The organism is Stieleria sp. JC731, assembly GCF_020966635.1.
GTDB lineage: Bacteria > Planctomycetota > Planctomycetia > Pirellulales > Pirellulaceae > Stieleria.
The window spans coordinates 49,540-66,422 of record NZ_JAJKFQ010000006.1 but is presented as its reverse complement, the minus strand read 5'-3'; the positions used below and the strand labels follow the sequence as shown (position 1 = coordinate 66,422).

At 53.3% G+C, this 16,883-nt stretch carries 11 protein-coding genes and 1 rRNA gene; 4 read left to right on the top strand and 8 right to left on the bottom strand.

The window, feature by feature from the left end; translation table 11 throughout:
• Nucleotides 1-53 (top strand): 16S ribosomal RNA (locus LOC67_RS16860); the annotation flags it as partial.
• A gap of 473 nt (nucleotides 54-526) precedes the next feature.
• Here the strand turns inward: LOC67_RS16860 and LOC67_RS16855 are convergent.
• The 3 genes from LOC67_RS16855 to floA all read right to left on the bottom strand — a co-directional run bounded on the left by LOC67_RS16855 (nucleotide 527) and on the right by floA (nucleotide 3,990).
• Entirely contained in the window at nucleotides 527-1,822 is a 1,296-nt protein-coding gene (locus LOC67_RS16855) for a WD40 repeat domain-containing protein (protein ID WP_230263799.1), read from the bottom strand.
• Between the two features lie 260 nt (nucleotides 1,823-2,082).
• Complete coding sequence (locus tag LOC67_RS16850) at nucleotides 2,083-2,973, bottom strand: alpha/beta hydrolase family protein (protein ID WP_230263798.1); 891 nt, start codon at nucleotides 2,971-2,973, stop codon at nucleotides 2,083-2,085.
• A gap of 3 nt (nucleotides 2,974-2,976) precedes the next feature.
• Nucleotides 2,977-3,990, bottom strand: coding sequence for a flotillin-like protein FloA (gene floA, locus LOC67_RS16845; protein ID WP_261366977.1), 1,014 nt, complete (start codon nucleotides 3,988-3,990; stop codon nucleotides 2,977-2,979).
• Between the two features lie 420 nt (nucleotides 3,991-4,410).
• Between floA and LOC67_RS16840 the strand changes: the two genes are divergently transcribed.
• Entirely contained in the window at nucleotides 4,411-4,752 is a 342-nt protein-coding gene (locus LOC67_RS16840) for a hypothetical protein (RefSeq protein WP_230263797.1), read from the top strand.
• Between the two features lie 119 nt (nucleotides 4,753-4,871).
• On the opposite strand, the gene LOC67_RS16835 is transcribed toward LOC67_RS16840, so the two are convergent.
• The gene (locus LOC67_RS16835; RefSeq protein WP_230263796.1) at nucleotides 4,872-6,113 is read right to left on the bottom strand and encodes an NAD(P)/FAD-dependent oxidoreductase; all 1,242 of its coding nucleotides are present in this window, start codon (nucleotides 6,111-6,113) and stop codon (nucleotides 4,872-4,874) included.
• A 582-nt stretch (nucleotides 6,114-6,695) separates the two neighbouring features.
• On the opposite strand from LOC67_RS16835, the gene LOC67_RS16830 reads away from it, so the two are divergent.
• The gene (locus LOC67_RS16830; RefSeq protein ID WP_230263795.1) at nucleotides 6,696-7,454 is read left to right on the top strand and encodes a hypothetical protein; all 759 of its coding nucleotides are present in this window, start codon (nucleotides 6,696-6,698) and stop codon (nucleotides 7,452-7,454) included.
• Between the two features lie 42 nt (nucleotides 7,455-7,496).
• On the opposite strand, the gene LOC67_RS16825 is transcribed toward LOC67_RS16830, so the two are convergent.
• The 4 genes from LOC67_RS16825 to LOC67_RS16810 all read right to left on the bottom strand — a co-directional run bounded on the left by LOC67_RS16825 (nucleotide 7,497) and on the right by LOC67_RS16810 (nucleotide 14,564).
• Nucleotides 7,497-9,119, bottom strand: coding sequence for an ExeM/NucH family extracellular endonuclease (locus tag LOC67_RS16825; protein WP_230263794.1), 1,623 nt, complete (start codon nucleotides 9,117-9,119; stop codon nucleotides 7,497-7,499).
• Between the two features lie 96 nt (nucleotides 9,120-9,215).
• A complete protein-coding gene (locus LOC67_RS16820; RefSeq protein ID WP_230263793.1) occupies nucleotides 9,216-9,974 on the bottom strand; it encodes a glycerophosphodiester phosphodiesterase in 759 nt (252 codons plus the stop codon).
• Nucleotides 9,975-10,136: 162 nt separating this feature from the next.
• Entirely contained in the window at nucleotides 10,137-11,471 is a 1,335-nt protein-coding gene (locus LOC67_RS16815; RefSeq protein WP_230263792.1) for a DUF1552 domain-containing protein, read from the bottom strand.
• Nucleotides 11,472-11,564: 93 nt separating this feature from the next.
• Nucleotides 11,565-14,564: a DUF1592 domain-containing protein gene (locus LOC67_RS16810; RefSeq protein WP_230263791.1), complete on the bottom strand. Its 3,000-nt coding sequence runs from the start codon at nucleotides 14,562-14,564 to the stop codon at nucleotides 11,565-11,567.
• Nucleotides 14,565-14,835: 271 nt separating this feature from the next.
• On the opposite strand from LOC67_RS16810, the gene dnaX reads away from it, so the two are divergent.
• Complete coding sequence (gene dnaX / locus LOC67_RS16805) at nucleotides 14,836-16,836, top strand: DNA polymerase III subunit gamma/tau (RefSeq protein WP_230263790.1); 2,001 nt, start codon at nucleotides 14,836-14,838, stop codon at nucleotides 16,834-16,836.
• Nucleotides 16,837-16,883 lie beyond the last annotated feature (47 nt).

The window sequence follows — 16,883 nt, the reverse complement described above, 5'->3', positions numbered from 1 at the left end:
CTAAGTCGTAACAAGGTAGCCGTAGGGGAACCTGCGGCTGGATCACCTCCTTTTCTAAGGATTCTTAGAAATAGGTTCCTGCTGGTGACAGCGAGGAATCGAATCCGTGGAAGCGATTCTCAGTTATGACTCAACAGGAAGCTTCGCTTCAATTTCACCACCAAAACATCACGAAAGCCCGCAGCGGACTGTCGCCAGCCGTTGCGGGTTTTTTCGTGCGCGCATGGGAGATTGGTGGTCCGACGGATTTGACTGATCGGACGTATTGGACCGATTGGTAGTCTGACCGATTGGACGGATCCGACAGATCGGTCTGGTTCAGAATCGGTCCGATCTGTCAAATCTGTCTGATCGGTCCGAAATCAATCCTGCAAATCTGTCTGATCTGACTGATCGTTTTTTCGGCTTGGCTGTCCGACGGATCTGACTGATCGGACGTATTGGACTGATTGGTGGTCCGACCGATTGGACGGATCAGTCTGATTCAGAATCGGTCCGATCTGTCAAATCCGTCTGATCGGTCTAACTACCGCTCTTCTAGCTGCTTTAGCAGTGCACCTGCACGCAGCTTTGTCAGGCCCGTCGCGGTTGCCTCGACAGTCCGAAAGCTACGTTCGGCTGCTGCTACAGCTAGCTTCCGAATTTCAGGTTCCGCCGAACCCTCCGCAAGCTGCTGCCACTTGGATCCCAAGGTTAACCGTGTCAGTGGATTCAAGCCCGACGCATCCGCTGTTGCCAGTGGACTGATCACCGGATGCTTTGCATCAATCAAATGCCGCAATCCTTGGCTCCAATCCGACTTTTCCAAGCAGAGCCGAATTCCCTGCTCCAGATGCTCCTGCGCAGTCAAAACGCCACCGGCACGCATTTGAACGATTGGCAAAATATTCCAGGCCGAAATCTGTGAGATGCCGCTGGGAAGTTTTGTTGCTGCAACCAGCCTTGGTGGTGATTGCAAAACCTCGAACTGGCTGGATGCCAGATCCAGGTTTAGGAAATTGGAAATCGATGGCAGCTCGACCTGAATCAATTTCAGCTGACCGTCGCCCACCGATGCCAAGATCGTGTTGACGTTGATGAACCGATATTTATGAACCGTCGCACCACAGTTGATTTCCGGCTGAAATCTTCCTTCGTTAACCTTGCCGACTCCGAGAACCCCGCCAGGCCTTCGAAAAACGAACCGCTCGCCATCCGGAGAAAATCGAAGTTCAGTGATCAGCTTGGGGTCAAGTTCCGCTGGGTATTTCACCATCACTTTGAAATCAGGGTAGCTCTGTAGCTCCAAGACATTCTTGCCGGCCCGCTTCCCAAAGACGAGCAAGCTATCTCCAACGGGCCGAAATCGAATTCTTCGAACTTGATCGAGGCCTGAATTAATCGTTTCGGCCGACGACAGATCAGCAATCTGCCATCGCTGGATATCTTTGGTCCCACCGATGGTGATTATCTCTCGGCGAACCGGATGAAATTGTGATTGCCAAATGCTGCTCCGGCCATCTGAACGACTGATTTCCTTTTTCGCTTCGGTATCCCATAGCTGAAATCCATAATCGATTCCGACGACCAAGTACTTCCCATCTGCGGAAAAGCTCAGGCTACCCGCACGATTTTTGCCGCCAATCTTTTTTGGCTGCATGAGGGGCCTGAGAGATTGCGCATCGGCCAGTTGGAGGAAACGCTGTTGCTCAGCAGGCTTGATATTGCCATCTGACTTCCAAACAAGAGCTAGAAACCGGCCATTGGGTGAACGCTCGATGAGTTCGAGCTCACCGGCGAATCGAATTGGTGACTTCACCACCGCCAAAGATCTGGCGTCCACGATTCCGTCGGCAGAAGCAGAATTAACTGAGGTGATCGAAAGGGCAACTGCTGCTACGTAAACAGCGGCCACACAATGAACAACCAACATTCGGATACCCATTCGCAACCTGCTTCCCTTCTATAGCGCACAATCTAGTAGTAGACAGTCCTACTACTGTAGCCCTTCACTGAAAGCGATGCACGTTTTCAATCGGCTTGCTGATTGCTGCAATCACAATCGCGTGATTTTAAACGTTCGAATCAGTTGAACCGATTGCACTAGCTGCGATAACGCCAACACCAACTGGCGACTAAATCCGAAACAAAGACCAAATCATCAGGGTTGGTTGCCAGCAGATGGTCGGCACCTAAAAGTGAAACCAAACTGACTGGCTTGGCCGCAGCGTTGGCGGAACCGTATCGCTCGGGGGATGGTGACTGCGACAGCAGCGACATCAATCGCAGCGCATGATCGAATGCAACCGTTTCATCGACGGGCGAATGCATCAGCAAGACCGGACATTCGATGGCAGTCAGTAAATCTGCGACTTGATGGGAACGAAAATCTTCAAGCATTTGCTTTGTGATCGTCCACCGAATCCCTCCGATTGTCACTTCGCCGACACCATCATCGATGATCGCAGGATTCATCCTCTGCAGTAGCGAAGCGAGGTGCGCAGAATCGCTTGGGGCGGCTAATGTTGCGACCATTGCTAAGCCCGCCAGCTCGGGAAAATGATGCTGACTTGCTTGACTTGCACGCGAGGCCGTCACGAGAGATGCGATGCCGCCAAAGCTGTGCCCAACCAGTCCGGTGACGCGTCCTAATTCGCCCGTTGCAAATCGAATCGCTGATGCGAGATCAGCGAGGTTGGTCGAAAAATTGGATTCAGAGAACTCGCCTTCGCTACCGCCCAGCCCCGTCATATCGAATCGCAGAACACCAATCCCTGATTTGGCCAATGCTCGACAGATCCGTACGGTCGCCTTCAGATCTTTGCTGCATGTAAAGCAGTGTGAGAACACGACGACGGGATTCGCCTCTTCGCGTGCGTCGGGGCCGGATGCCCAATCTTTAGGCCGGTCGATAATCCCAGCCAATTGATAGCGTCCTGAGCCGTCAGAAAACTTGACTCGGTAGGACGTTGTTTCGAATGAAGCCTGCCGCACGACTTAGTTAATACCGTTGCTCGCCGAGATTCGCCCTGCTCGAAATGCTTCCGCCATAGCTCGTGGCACTTCCGCTTCAGCCAAGACCAACGCGGATTTATTGCTAGCTACTTTTGCTCGCATTTGCTGCTCTTCGGCGACCGCTTCGGCACGACGACGTTCAGCCTGGGCCTGTGCGACACGGGTGTCGGCTTCGGCCTGATCGCTTTGCAGACGGGCACCGATATTTTCGCCAACATCAATATCGGCGATATCGATCGATACGATCTCGAAAGCTGTCTGAGCATCCAAGCCACGTTCGAGAACGACACGAGTAATCATATCGGGGTTTTCAAGAACCCTGAAATGCGTCTCGGCAGAACCGATCGAACTAATAATCGCTTCGCCGACACGGGCAATCACGGTGTCTTCGGTCGCACCGCCGATCAATTGTTCCAAGTTGGTTCGCACCGTGACGCGAGCACGGACCCGAAGCTCGACACCGTTCTTGGTGATCGCACTGAGAGTGGTTTTTCCGCTTCGGGAGGGGTCGGGACAGTCGATGACTTTGGGATAAACGCTGGTCTGGACGGCGTCGAGCACGTCCCGGCCGGCCAAATCGATCGCGGCTGCTTGGTCAAAATCCAAAGGAATCTCCGCTCTAGCCGCAGCGATGATCGCATGAATCACGTTCATAACATTCCCGCCGGCCAAGTAGTGCGCTTCCAGCCTCCGAGTGCTGATGCCGTTTTTTCGTCCGATATCCAACCCGGCCTGTGCGGACATCACCTTCGCTTGAACGATGACGTTCGGGTTGACCTTGGTGAAGTGCATCCGGATCAGACTCGGTGCGCTGACGTCTGCAACAGACATATATGCCTGCACCCAAAGCTTTCCGTATCGCAGAGCAAAGAAGCCGAAAATCACGCCGAAAACCACGGCCATGATGATCAGCACGATGACCACCAAACCAATCACTTGCGAACTCTGACCGAGTGGAAGTGTCCACCCCAAGAGGCTATTTGAAACAACAGTCATGACATTCCTTCGATGTGTGATCGGCAGTTGGTCGATTGCCGCAAATCGGTGGTTCTCTGCTAACGGATTGGGCAGACTTCGACCAATCGAACAGGCAACGAATCGCCGTGAACCAATGCTAAGTTTAAAGCGTCTCGCTTTAACGCCGCAACCTGAGGGTCATATTAGCTAGGCTCGGTTCAAACGGGGCTCGATCGCCGACTCAGCAGTCTTTTTCATTGATTCACGAAGTTTTGCCCTCGGGCGGCACCAAGTTTGCAAAGAATCTATGAATCTAGCGAAGAAAATACAGTATTCACGTGTTTTCAACTGTCCTTGGGTCGGTTTTGTTTCTAATGTTGAAGTGAGTCCCTTTGGGGGACAACTACCAGCACGAGGGATGGAACGAACTCGAAAGTCATATCAAAAGGTACTTGACCTATGCATGCAAATTGGCGAGCTGGCGACTGGGCCGTTTATCGAAAAAGCAAGCAAGGTGCAAATCCGGGACGACGTGCCGCACAAGTCATCGCGTCGAGCAAAGGCGAGACTTACCGCTATGTGGTTGATAAGTTCTGGATCGTCGATGAAGTCTTATCTGATGGACGACTTTGCTTAGTCACCGCGCGTGGAAAACGTCACACAATCGAGCCAGATGATCCGAACCTCCGCCGCCCAGGTTTCTTGCAGAAACTTCTGTGGCGTGAACGATTCGCCGTCGTCGAAGCGTGTCGTGACACCGATTCACCGCATGAACGATCGGCAAGCGCCGTCAGCGCTTAAGTATCACCACACGGTCTGGGCTCACTATTAGCAGGGTTCGGCCATCGCTTGATCATCTAAAACAGAAACGGCGTGCTTCATCAGCACGCCGTTCGTCTTTTAAACCGGTAGTTCCGCAGTCAGCTCGCCATCGCGGTGCGAACCTTCTCGATTGACTTGTCCATGTCGTCGAACATTTTTTTTGCGCCATCGTGGAAAATTCGACCGATCAGGACATCCGTCAGGCAGCTACGGTGCTCGGGATGCTCCTTCATGAAATGCCCGATGCTGAATTCCTTGCTGTAGAAAGCATGGACCAGCTTGCGAACCCAGGTCGCACCCTGCATGAAATCTTCGGTCCAGCAGCCCAGTTGGCTGGCCGACAGATCACCCTTCTTTATTCCATCGACAATCGCATCACCGGCACGAACGCCCATTTCCAATGCGAAGTAAACGCCGGACGAGTACACGGGATCAATAAATCCGAAGGCATCACCCACAAGCACCCATCCGTCGCCAGAATGCTGCGTTGACATGTAAGAGAATTCCTTTGCCGTGCGCAGGCTTCCCAGACGCGTTGCCTTTTCGAGGCGAGGCTTCAGGCCCGGACAGATCGCAAGTTCCTCGGCAAAGGTTTCTTCTTGGTTGCCGCGTCCTTTGAGCAGATAGTCGTTGTCGGCAACACATCCGATGCTGGTGATCCCACGGGAAAGTGGGATGAACCAGAACCATGACTCTTTCGATTCAGTCTGCATGATGATTGTGGCGCCTTCGTTGTCGCCTTCACCACGCATCGCATCGCGATAGTATCCCCAGATCGCTGCTTTCTTAAGCTCAGGATTCACCTTTTTGAGTCCGAGCTTGTTGGCGATGAACGACTGCTGACCTGTCGCATCGACCACCACTTTTGCCTCGATCGATTGCGTCGCGCCGTTGCGGTCTCGGACGACAACACCAGTGGCCTTACCCGAGTCATCAAACATCACATCGGTGAGACGTGTTTGGTCGACACAATCAGCACCGAGCTCGGCGGCGCGATCGAAAAGCATTTTGTCAAATTCACTTCGCTCGACCTGCCAAGTGTCACTGCAGTCACGTTCGTCGTGGCGTCGGAAAAAGAACGGTGCAGACTCTTTGCCATTGGCCGTGACGAATTGCACGCTCTTTTTGACCTGCCAGCCGGACGCTTTAACTTTTTCGTTCAATCCCAGCCGCTGAAGCGGCCAATAGGTTTCCGGCATCAAAGACTCGCCGACATGGAAACGCGGCACCTGCTCACGCTCGATCAACAACGTGCTCAAGCCGCCTTCGGCAGTCATCGCCGCCGTGGCTCCGCCAGCTGGCCCCGCACCTATGACAACGCAATCGTACGCCGATTTCATCGATTCAAAATCCTGTCAATCCGAGTCTATGAGTCTTAAAACCAGTTCTGAAAAGAAACGCATCCGGTGCATCGAGAACTTCGATTCACCTTGTCGAACACAAATGCGAAGACAAAGTTGTCCAAATCATCGATACAGCTTTCAGCGGGATGCTGACTGCGCCGCTTGAGTTTTAACGAGTCATCCGCGTTTGGAAGGTAACCGTCAATGAGGGCGAACCGCAACGCAGGTTCCTGCCTCATCCGTTCGCATTTTAGCAGGTCGCAAAGGCCTTGCCCGAACGCATTGTTCCGCCGAACCACCCAACCGGACGATGAATCGCTGGCTTATTCGCTAGGACCGGAATTGCCTGCGGCAGTTTGTCGATCCAGACACCCACCCGGGGCATGATTGCAACCTAGGCTCTGGTTGAAATTGACAGAAATCTGATGTTCATGCTGAGCCATTCGTGATTGCGACGCAACACAGGCTCAAATTGGCAGGCGGGCCAAACAGCGAGAACTGACGGCGGGAACTTTCTACCCCGCGAAACAGACAAATGTTTGTCACGTCTCTCAAGCAAATCTCAATTCGCTTTCAAAAATGAACTGCCGATCGCTCCTATTCACCGCCGCGGTGGCCATCTTATTGCTGGCTCCGACCGGGTGCAGGGAAGTCACCGAAGCCTTTGTTCATATCGACAACGGCGAGGAACGCCCGATCAATGTTTACGTTGACGATGTCTTCGTAGCACAGGTCAATGCGGGACACTGCCGACGTTTAACGCTGCCATTAGGGACGCACCAGTTTTCGGTTCAGGCACTCGCCAACAAGTCGACAAACTCGCGTTCTGAAATCCTTTACTCTCAGTCGCACACACTGGAAACAGGGAACCGCCCCTATCGGACGCCGATCTATGTGTTGAACCCCGACGGCAACAATCGCTATTGCGAAGTCGCCCTTACCGATCCTGATACGGCCGCGGCCGATAACGGCGACCCAATTGTCACGTTGGTGTCGCACCAGCCCGCGACCGAATCGCTGGACGGCAATGAGAATCGAACAAAGATCCTCGGTGAGAACCTGCAGAACGAGTTCAACGCGATGCTCGAAAAAACGAGGCTCTATGACCCTCGATCCTTTTTTCGAGTTGACCAAACCAACCATTTGTTCGGACCGTTTCCCAAATCGGTCTTCAAACTATCGACAGGTAGCGGTCCTGCCAGCGCAATGGTTCGGATTCCGATCGGTCTCCATCAAAAGCTTTCACGTGTCAAAGCGGTCACCGATCCTACCGAAGCGGACTTGGAACTTCTGCAGACTGCAACCGAAGCTGCCAGCTCATCCATCTCGATGAAATGAGCCAAAGGTCGCAGGCGTCCGTTACTGTTTAACTCGCTGCGACTACTTCAGCTTAAGCCCGATCAGTACGGGGTCATGGTCCGAGCAGCGGAAGGCATCAGGTTTGAAAAAGACGCCGGTACCGAATTCGGTGTTGTAGTCCAAGCAACGCGGCTCGTCCGAATTGATATGCCAATCGGCGACTCCGGTCACCTTCGCAGCCAACTTTGGTGTTGCAAAGCAATGGTCTAGTGAACCAGCTTGTCCGAAATAGACATACGAGTAAGACTGCCCGGTCGACTTTGTTTTGCTGACGTCGACTAACCCGCCGGCACGTAGCGTATCGATGGGGTCTTCTTCGCTGTAGGAATTAAGGTCGCCAATCACAAGCGCCTCGATCTTTGTCTCACGTAGGTAGTTCACCAACGCTTGGGCTTGTGATTTACGCGAGTCGTTGTAGGCGCCTTGGCCATCACCCTGATCGGCGTTCAGACCGCTGGCCCGGTTGGCGCCTTTCGATTTGAAGTGGTTGACAATCACGCTGAATTTCTGACCGCCGGACGGCAAACTAAACTGCTGAACCATTGGGGTTCGCGCGTTGACGAAGGCAAAATCATCGATGAACGAAGGCTTGCCAACTGGTTTGACTCGATCACGACGATAGATCATTCCGACACGGATTTGATCGCCGCCACCGGGTGCATTCTGGAAACCGTCAGGCATTCCACAGCCCACATAAACGTCCTTGCCCAGCTTTTTATTGACTGCACTTACTAAAGCCTGTTCTGCATCGACGTTGTTCTCTAGCTCCATTAAGCCGATGACGTCGGCATCAAGCCCGACGATTGCCGCGACCAACTTCGTCGTTTGTCGCTCAAATTCTTCTTGGCTATCAGCGCCCCGAGCGCCGTTGGATCCATTGTCGATGGTCGTGAAATAATTGAGAACGTTGAAACTGGCGACGGTCACATCGGCATCACCGACGCTTGGCCGTTCGGGGCGCTCAATGGGTGTGAAATCGATCGGCAGTTCAGGCGTCAAATAGTATCGCCCGTTTTCTTCGCTGATCTTTCCAGTCAGGTTTTTCACGGTCGACCCTAAACGGACCGATGGAATCGATCGACCGAACTGTGGCAGTAGCGGGACGGGGTACTGATTGCTGCGTTGGACGCCGTCTTCGATGATGATCCAACTGGCGTTGTTTTTCCTTTGCGTCTTGGAAATCGCATCGACATTGGATTTCCCCGATACGCTGGTCCCCTGCGCTGAAGCGTCATTGGGATCGATCGTTTCCGTTGGAATAAACAGTCGCTGCGGTGCAACGCTGACCTGGCCATTTCGCGACAAGTTAAAGTTATCGACCACGACTAGCTCGCCCGGGATAAACACCTTCTTTCCGAGATAGTCTTTCCAGCGAATATCACTCAACTGGCGTGTGAGCTCGATCACATCTCGCCGTGATTGTGGATCATCCGATGGCGTGCCATCTGGCCCCGAAACAAGCGGGGCACCAACGACGGGATCACTGGGGCCTTGGATTTGACCACCGACGGGCTGACCTTTGGTCCCATCACCGCTAAGCCATAGGGTTGCAATTCCCAGAATAGTGATGGCCAAAACCGCGATGATTGATCGTTCGGCGGCGCCATGGTGAATCATTGGAATACTCAGTGCTTGAGATCGCATTGCTTGTTCGAGTCGCAAATTTTCGGGTACGGAAATGACGTGGTTGTAATTCAACGCAGATGTCTTCAGGCCCCCGTACCGGTCACCGCGAAACGCTTAATCTTTTAGCGCCTGGCCAATGACGTCGGGCTTGTCCGTGGTAATCGACAACACCCCAAGTTCGGCAAACTGCTTTGCCGCGTCGACTTCATTGATCGTCCAGACATGCAATTCATATCCGGACTCCAGCACCTTTTTGGCGAATGCTTCATCAATGATCGCGAGATCACCTTTGCTGCCCAAGCCTGTCGCCCCGGTGCGTTTGAGCGTTTTGACGACGGTGTCAACGGTTGGCTTCCCATTATTGTAGCTGGTCAGCCAATTGACGCGGTACTGAGGCATGAGCTGTCGAGCTTGCGAGACGACCTGTTCGTCAAAACAGATGATCGCAATCTGCTCGGGCTTGAGAGACGAATTCTCAAGTGCGGGCTTCAATAACGGCAGAATCTCAACGCCACATTTCACCTCGACAAAAATCTGTTTTCCGTCGGGAACAGTTGCCAAAACTTCATCAAGCGTTGGCATCGTCTCGCCGGCGTATTTTGGATCTTTCCATTTGCCAACATCAACCTGCCGCAATTGTTCTAAAGTCGATTTGGCAACATCCAAAACTGGCGAATTGGGTGACGTTCGCTTCGTGTTTTTGTCGTGGATGCAGACGATTTTTTGGTCTTTGGTAACGTAAAAATCACCTTCGATTGCGTCCGCACCTAGCTCCCACGCCAGTTTAAATGCTGCCAACGTGTTCTCTGGGGCCTGTGCCGACGCACCGCGGTGGGCGACGACGAACTGAGCATTCGCAGAGCTGGCAGCCATGGCGATTGACAAGACGATGACGAAAAGGAATTGAGATTTCAACAGTCTGGTCCTCGGGGATGACAGATATTCTGAATCGATATCTGCGTTGTCTGGACATCTGTCTTGCCCATTTGAGGCAAGACCCTTGATTCGTGAAAGCACCTACAAAAGAGGGGCGTGCTAAAAGCCCGCTAGCTGCTGAGTTGAATCACCGAATTCATCAACCTGAACTCCCATACGATCCATCAACGACAGATACAAATTGCAAAGCTTGCGTTCGTCATCGGAGTTTTCGCTGTAGTCGAGCACCCGCCCGGTTTCGACAGTACCGGCCAAACCACCCACCTGAATCAGTGGCACCTTGGAACTGTCGTGATTCTTTCCGCTCCACATGTTCGACATGAACATCAACATGGAATTGTCGAGCACGGTCGAGTCGCCTTCGTGCATCTTTTCGAGTTTGCCCGCCAAGTACGCAACCTGTTCGATGTAATAGCGACAGATCCGCAGGTAGTCGTCCGTCGTATCCCGGTGCGAAGCCAAGTGGTGTGCCAAGCGGACATCTAAAAACGGGTAGATCAACCCGGAGATATCACGGCAAAGCAACAGTGTCGCGACACGCGTTTTGTCAGTTTGAAACGCGGTCGCGATAATGTCACACATCAAACGCATGTGTTCGCGAATGTCCTCAGGCAAGCCGGCGTCCGGGCGTGACATCTTGGTCGCGGATAGATCTTTATCGCGTGCGTTCGCTTCGGCTTTCTCACTAAGCTTGCGCATACGTTCGATCCGTTTTTCGATTTCACGGACGCTGGTCATGTACTCATCCAGCTTCGCTTGATCGCTATGGCTGACCTGACGCTGCAAACTGGCGGCATGTTCTCGCACTCGGTCGAGCACACTTCGGTTCCGCATCGCCCCTCGGTTTTCGAACAAACTATCAAATGCAAGTGCAGGATAAGTTTCCATCGGAACGGGCGAAGTCGCATCATGCCATGAGATATGCGAGCTGTAGGCCATCGAGAAGTTTGTCTCGTGGTACCCGGTCGTTGGTTGCTCACACCCAAGCACCAAACTCGGCTGCAGTGTTTCCGCACCGACGTGCTTGGCCAACATTTGATCCATGCTGACCCCACCACGAAGCTCCGCACCCTTTTTCAGCTTGGCACCGGACAACAGGTTACCCGTTTGTCCTGGGTGAATCCCAACGCCAACGGCAGCCGGGTTATAGAGCCCTTTGATAAAGTTCAGTTTCTCTTTGAAGGGATCCAACGGCATCAAACAATCGCCAAGCTCCATTTCCGAGCCTTGCCCTTTGGCCCACCAATGGTTGTAGGCAACACCGTTTGCCATAAACATGACCGCGATTCGCTGCGGCAAAGCAGACGAGGCCGATGCGTTTTCGTCACCCCAAACGGCGACCGATTCCAACCACGGAAGCGCCATCGAGACCCCAGTCCCTTGAAGCAGCAATCGGCGGGACAGGCGTTGAGTGTTTTCCGGGCGGTCTTGCATCTTTGGATCCCTAAACTGAACGGAGAGTCAATCGATCATCTCGCCGAATCACGGTCGCGATGAATTTGTTTAGCGTGGCATGCGATTCGCGTTTTACAGTCTGCGTTTCAAAAATTGATCGCTGGTCACAATCGTTTCGACCATTGCTGAAAACGAATACTGGTTGTCGATCAAATCTTGTTTCATCGATTCGACCAAGGGTTCGTCCGAGATCATCAAAGACCGCCCCAGTGCATACGACAACAGTTTTTCACACAGGTTGTCGACGAACTCGGCTTCGCGTGCGGATCGGATGTAATCCTTCAGGCCGTTGACTCCCGAGTGTTTCGAGCCATCGGGAAATTCCGCAAGCACGTCGACAGGATTGCCTGCCAAATCATTTTCGCGACGCTCGCCGATAGGCCCAAAGCCTTCGAAGACTAATCCGACCGAATCAAACTTTTCGTGGCAACCTGAACAGCTGACATGCTCGCGATGTTTCGCCAAAACTTCGCGCAGCGTCAGTTCACCGAGCTTGGATTCATCTTCAGGTAATTCTGGCACGTTTGGCGGAGGGGCGGGAATATGCGTTCCTAACAGTTGCCGCACGACCCAAAACCCTCGCTTGACAGGACTGGTTCGCAAACCTGGGGAGTTCTTTGTTAGGAACACCCCCATCGGCAGCACCCCGCCTCGTCCATACATCGATGCATTATCGAGACGCATCCACTGCGAATCATCCGCGAAGTCTTCTTCAACTCCGTAGTGTTTCGCCAGTGCCGAATTGACGAACGTGTGGTCTGCATACAGAAAGTCCAGAACCGAACCATCACGCCGCAACACGTCATTAAAAAACCGAACGGGTTCTTCAAACATCGCGTCTTGAAGCGACTGATCGAACTGTTCGAATCGGTTTCGATCAACGCCGGTGTGCGATTTGAATTGCCGAAAGCCAAGCCAGTTTCCACCAAACTCGACAGCCAACCCGTTTGCTTTTTCGTCTTGAAGAAGTCGTCGGCACTCTGCCTTTAAAACCTCTGGGTTCAGAATCTGTTGACTTGCCGCCAGTTCCAACAGTCGCTCGTCAGGCATGCTGGCCCAGATGAAATAGCTTAATCGCGAGGCCAATTCATACGCCTCAAGCGAGACCACTTCACCTTCACCACTGGTCTCGTGAACCCGGTAACAGAAATGCGGCGAAACGAGAATGCTGACGATCACATCACGGATCGCATCTTCGTGATTGAGACCATCGACGCGAACCAACTGGTCGTAGAACTCTTTCAGTCCACTTTGCTCAGACTTTGTCAACGGGCGTCTGAAAGCTTTCTCTGCGATACGCTCCAAATCATCAATCTGAGACTCGAGCGATGAGGCCTTGGCACTGACAACCGTTTGAATTTTTTGGTTGACCGCGGCGAAGTGAAATCGCATCGCATCGAGTGCCTGGTCGTTCGCTCCGATCCGTTCGGCCTTGGCGATGTATGCTTCTGCCAATCGGTCAACCATCTGCGGTGAAGTCGCATTTTTGTCGGCCGAGCGAAAGGCATCAAATTCCGAATCGACCAGGTAACGTCCTTCGGCGCGTTCGAACCAGATAAATCCCGAATGTTGCCGGGCAGGCACATCAGCAACAAAATCCAGTTGGAACCAAAGACGATCCAGCTGCTGGCGTTGATCTTCGGTGAGCATCAGTTCGCAAAGAGGCTGATCATCACGGAAATAGCCCATCATGCTGTGAAAACCGGCACTCAAAAGTCGGTATTCGCTTTCTCGGTTGAAGTCCTTTTCCTTCTGACCGACATACTCGCGGCCTCGACGATCAACGTAGAAGCGATCGGGAAACAATCGACAAAACGTCTGGTAAGCCTGTAACAACGGTTGGTCGGCGGCGGCATCATCGGACGACACCAATGCATAAACCATTTGATCTTCGGATGACTCATCAGCGGAAGAATCCTCGGTCCCAACAAGCTTTTCGAACGCCTCTTCGTTGAGTGACATTCGATGAGTTGCCTTTTGCCGGTTCCGCCATAGCACCAGCGGTTGCGAACCCGAGTTGATTCCCGAAACACGTAGATGAGGAAACTCAAACGTCAACGCACTGCGCAATTCTGCAATGTCGTTGGCAATCGCTTTGCAGTTTTCCAGTGCAGCGTCGCGATCGGAACCAAGCTCTACGATTCGTGTTTGAATTTGCTTTAGCGGACCAACGAGCTGCCGATCGGGATTGAGTGTTTCCCACAAGGTCGTCAGATACTTTGCACTAAGCCGGTTGCTTGCCGCAGTCTGATCGATCGCGTCTGAATCGATCTTTGCCTGTGCCGATCGTTGTCGCAGTTCCCAAATGGCGAACAAGTATTTTTCGATGGCGACGGTTTGCGATTCATAGAAATCGACAATCTGGCGAACGCAATACTTGTCACGATCGGTGTCCGTCACAACGGGGTGGGGAGCGAAGCCCAAACCGTCTGGCAAGAACAAGACGTGGTCCGACACGAACCTTGCCGCATCGATGTACTTTGACAATAGCGACGGCGTCATCACCAACGACTCACCCGAGTTGTCAAAGCCAGCCGTATTGGAGGGATCGATGGGGAAACTGTCGGCCGGACGGATATCGACTCCGGTCAGATCTGCAATCGTGTAGTTGTATTCCGATGCACTCAATCGGTGGGCGAGTACTTCGCCAGGATCGCCGGCATGCCGCTCAATGAAATCATCGCGGCGGTCGCCAATCCATCCGAGGAATTCAGCCTGATCATCGGGTTCGATGTCATAACCCGAATCGGCGGGCGGCATTTCTCCGTCTGCAACTCTTTGCCGAATCAAATCCCAAATGGCAAAGTGTGACTTGACTGACCGAGTCGAATCGAAAGCGGTTAAATCGAGCGCCCCATCGGGATCGTCTTTCCCATGGCAATCGACACAGTGTGCATCCAATACGGGCTGAATACTTTCGGTAAATGAATCGACAGCGTCAGCCGAGTTCGCTTGCCCTGGGGACTGTTTCTCTGCCGATTGTGCGATGCATTGGATCGGCGTGAACAAGACAGCAACCGAGACGATCGCGAGCCCAACAGTGGATGTCGCCAAGTCAGATAATGGCAGCATCGGAGCGGCCTGACGGCAGCTTTTTCGCAGTGACATAGAGGCAGGTGGGTTTTGAGTGGCGGGACCGTCATTGTAGTCTCATTTCCGTTTTAGCAATGCCACCGGAAATTTCAAAACTCACCGCGATGAACAGATTCATCCAGAAGGGCGATTTCGCCCCCAAAACCCGCTGAAACTACAGACATACCGAGCAGCCGAGGCGGTGACTTGTGTTTTTGTGTACGATGCGTAACGATCACATTTTTGCCGCATCCTACTTTGCCTTTTCCGCATGTCCGAAGCCGCTTCTTCCAGCGAAAAAGATTCCGCCTACGTCGTCGTCGCACGTCGCTATCGCCCGAAAAATTTCGGCGAATTGGTCGGTCAGGAACATGTCGGCCGGGCTCTCGCCAACGCGATCGAAACCGGCCGGGTGGGGCATGCGTACTTATTCACCGGTGCCCGCGGGGTAGGCAAAACCAGCACCGCTCGGATTTTTGCAAAAGCCCTGAACAACCCTTCCGGACCGAATGCGGAATTCGATTCGTCAAGTGATATCGCCCAGGCGATCGACGTTGGTGAAGACATCGACGTGATCGAGATCGACGGTGCAAGCAACCGGGGTATCGACGAAATCCGCTCGCTGCGAGCCAACGTCGGCGTCCGCCCCAGCCGCTCACGGTACAAAATTTACATCATCGATGAAGTCCACATGCTGACGCAGGCGGCATTCAATGCGTTGTTAAAAACGCTCGAAGAGCCACCGGAGCATGTGAAGTTCATCTTTTGCACTACCGATCCGGAAAAGATGCCGATCACGGTGCTCAGTCGCTGCCAACGGTTTGACTTTGCTCCTGTCGAGGTCTCAAAAATCGTTGGACGGCTACGTGAGATCGTGACCGCGGAAAACGCGGAAGCGGATGACGAGGCTTTGGAATTGGTCGCACGACGTGCCGCCGGTTCGATGCGTGACAGCCAGTCTTTGCTTGAACAAGTTCTAAGCTTCAGCAACGGACACCTGACAGCGGACCAAGTCCATTCGATGCTTGGGACAGCCGATGATGAACGGCTGCACGCACTAGCGACCGCGATGTGCAATCGTGACGCCGCATCGGCGCTGAAACAGTTGGATGCGGCGATCGATGCCGGAGTCGATGCGAGCAGAATTGCAGAGCAGCTGCTGGGTTATTTTCGCGACCTGATGGCGGTTTCGGTCGGCTGCGATCCATCGCTACAAAGACATACTGCGGCCTCCATGCACGACGAACTGAAAAAGCTCGCCGACACCTGGGGCCTGCAAACGGTGCTTGCCGTGGTCGCTTTGATTGACCAAACACTTGTCCGAGTCAGGCACAGTGTTTACGGACGTGTGTTGCTGGAATCGACTCTGATCCAAGTTTGCAATTTGCCCGACTTGCAAGCGATTGCAGATCTGGCCGCGGCTGCCAAAAGCGGCCCAAGTTCATCGTCCGCAGCGGGTGGCGAAAAAAAAAAGCTAACGCTTAATTCAAACGCCATCGAAGCCGCAGCAGCAGCGATGCAGTCTTCACCGTCGGTCACTGCATCACCTTCAACGCCGCCTGCTCCACAAGCCGCTCCACCAAGCAGCTCAGTTGCCACAACGAATGGTGCCCCCGTCGGCGAAAAAGCTTCGTCGAGCAACTCCACTACAGCCAGAGGCGCACCGCAAGCCAGCGGCCCAGCGCAAGCCAACGGGACGCCTGCATCCAACGCCGCCGCATCAGAGAACGCAACGTCCGGCAATGCAGGCGGTAGCCCATCTGCCGCTGCTGAAAAGGCAAGTCCTGCATCGGGTGCATCGCCCGCAGCGAATCCGACGATTGAAATCGATAAAGCGTCGCTGCCAAAGATGTCCCTTCAACGCAACAACTTCAAAGAGGTTTTTGCCGCTGCCCTGCAGCATGTTCCACAGATGACTGCCTCGATCGCATCGATGGCAGAGCTTCGTCTTAACGTGGACAATCCCAAAGGCCCGCCGATGATTGAGTTGGTGTTCCCATCCAACTCCGGAATGGCCATGCGGCGAATGAACTTACCCGAGCACCGTGGGCCGGTAACCGAAGCCCTTTCGGGGATCACCGGTACACAGATTGTGCTATCGATGGTGGAAGGGGCCGCGCGGCCGATCGCAAAAAAAGCCGCCGCCGTTTCACCGCAAGCCGCGGCCAAAGAACGGATGGAACGCCTTCGACAAATCGAGTCGCACCCATGGGTTCAATCAGCGATCGAAACCTTCCAAGCCGAACTTGTGAAAATCGATCCGAAAACTTGATTGAAGCAGTTGCTGCCGCAGATCATTGACCAAATTCAATCGGATCC

Bases quoted from the DNA above. Each gene is read 5' to 3' on its own strand.
- floA (WP_261366977.1), bottom strand. From the start codon at position 3,990: ATGACTGTTGTTTCAAATAGCCTCTTGGGGTGGACACTTCCACTCGGT.
- LOC67_RS16840 (WP_230263797.1), top strand. From the start codon at position 4,411: ATGCATGCAAATTGGCGAGCTGGCGACTGGGCCGTTTATCGAAAAAGC.
- LOC67_RS16835 (WP_230263796.1), bottom strand. From the start codon at position 6,113: ATGAAATCGGCGTACGATTGCGTTGTCATAGGTGCGGGGCCAGCTGGC.
- LOC67_RS16830 (WP_230263795.1), top strand. From the start codon at position 6,696: ATGAACTGCCGATCGCTCCTATTCACCGCCGCGGTGGCCATCTTATTG.
- LOC67_RS16825 (WP_230263794.1), bottom strand. From the start codon at position 9,119: ATGCGATCTCAAGCACTGAGTATTCCAATGATTCACCATGGCGCCGCC.
- LOC67_RS16820 (WP_230263793.1), bottom strand. From the start codon at position 9,974: ATGGCTGCCAGCTCTGCGAATGCTCAGTTCGTCGTCGCCCACCGCGGT.
- LOC67_RS16815 (WP_230263792.1), bottom strand. From the start codon at position 11,471: ATGCAAGACCGCCCGGAAAACACTCAACGCCTGTCCCGCCGATTGCTG.
- LOC67_RS16810 (WP_230263791.1), bottom strand. From the start codon at position 14,564: ATGCTGCCATTATCTGACTTGGCGACATCCACTGTTGGGCTCGCGATC.
- dnaX (WP_230263790.1), top strand. From the start codon at position 14,836: ATGTCCGAAGCCGCTTCTTCCAGCGAAAAAGATTCCGCCTACGTCGTC.